This window comes from Pseudogemmobacter sp. TB195, from assembly GCF_058313095.1.
Map to the genome: position 1 here is coordinate 1 of NZ_JBZEGG010000113.1, position 439 is coordinate 439.

Sequence of the window (439 nt, forward strand, 5' to 3'; positions counted from 1 at the left end):
GATGGCGAAAGCCGCCATACGCGGGTCCGTGGGCCGGATGGAGCCATCGGCGACGCCGTCGGCGATCAGTTTCCGGAACAGGCCATCCAGATTCCGCTTCCGCTCCAGGATCGCGCGCCGGTTGATCTCGTCCAGGTCGCGGTCATCGAGCAACACCAGACTCTTGCCGTAGGTCGTTGTCATGGTTTCAGCGTAGATGCGGATCAGCCGGCGCAGGCGGGCAAGGCCGGAGCCTTCGCCCAGTTCCGCGCCGACGCGCTGTTGCAACCGTTCATGGCCGGACATCCAGCAGGAATACAGGATGTCTTCCTTGCTTCTGAAGTAATTGTAGAGCGCCGGCTTGGTGACATTCAGCCGCTCGGCCACCTCGTTCATGGTGACGTGATGATAGCCCTGCTCGATGAACAGGGTGAGCGCCATGTCCTGCACCGCCTCGATC

At 62.2% G+C, this 439-nt stretch carries 1 protein-coding gene; it reads right to left on the reverse strand.

Features of this window, described 5'->3' with window-relative positions; genetic code table 11:
* Nucleotides 1–420, reverse strand: a 420-nt coding sequence (locus AC4FS3_RS28885; RefSeq protein ID WP_491023400.1) for a TetR/AcrR family transcriptional regulator, incomplete at its 3' end; no start/stop codon positions are given.
* Nucleotides 421–439 lie beyond the last annotated feature (19 nt).